Here is a 707-nt window from a genome sequence, read left to right on the forward strand (position 1 = left end):
TAACAGGGGACAGCAATTTAGTGAGTACTACAGCCACTGCTACAGGTGTACAAGTATCTGTAGATAGTGCAAAAATTAAGGATTTAGCTGCCGGTGCAGTAACAGTAAGTAAAGATGCGCAAGTAGATAATCCGATTACTGTAACTCCTACATCAGGTACTAATTCCAAGGATTATGCAATCGGTATCGATACAACCAAATTGGCGTCTAAAACTGAGTTAACCTATCGGGCTAATGATGCTGCAGATGCTAATGCGAAGAAGGTATCCTTAGCTAAAGGTCTTAATTTCGTAAATGGTACATCCACGGTTGCTACTGTTGGTGATGATGGAAAAGTATCCTTTGATCTTAATGCCACTACAAAAGATGCCATAGATAAATCCCAAGCGGCTATGAACCGAACGGTATCTCTTGGCGCAGATAGTGGTACTGCATCTAGTCAGTCCTTGAAAGATGATAATGTAGCCTTTAATGTTAAAGGGGCTGCTAACTCCTTCATCACTACAGAAATGGATACGACTCATACAAATACCGTTAACATTAAAACGCAAACAGGTGTTCTTGCTAGCAATACTGCAACGGGCAAAGCGTCTGTTACTGGTGCCGATGGTCTTGCGACAGCTCAAAATGTAGCTGATGCGATTAATGCGGCAGCCGATAAAGCAAAAGCCGCTTCTGCGTGGAAGCTAACAACAAATTCTAGCGCT

At 42.4% G+C, this 707-nt stretch carries 1 protein-coding gene; it reads left to right on the plus strand.

The window, feature by feature from the left end; genetic code table 11:
* Nucleotides 1-20: 20 nt before the first annotated feature.
* A partial coding sequence (locus tag O3598_RS09500) for a hypothetical protein (RefSeq protein ID WP_371452505.1) occupies nucleotides 21-707 on the plus strand: 687 nt, incomplete at its 3' end.

This window comes from Veillonella atypica (genome assembly GCF_041431435.1).
GTDB classification, from domain to species: Bacteria; Bacillota; Negativicutes; order Veillonellales; family Veillonellaceae; genus Veillonella; species Veillonella atypica.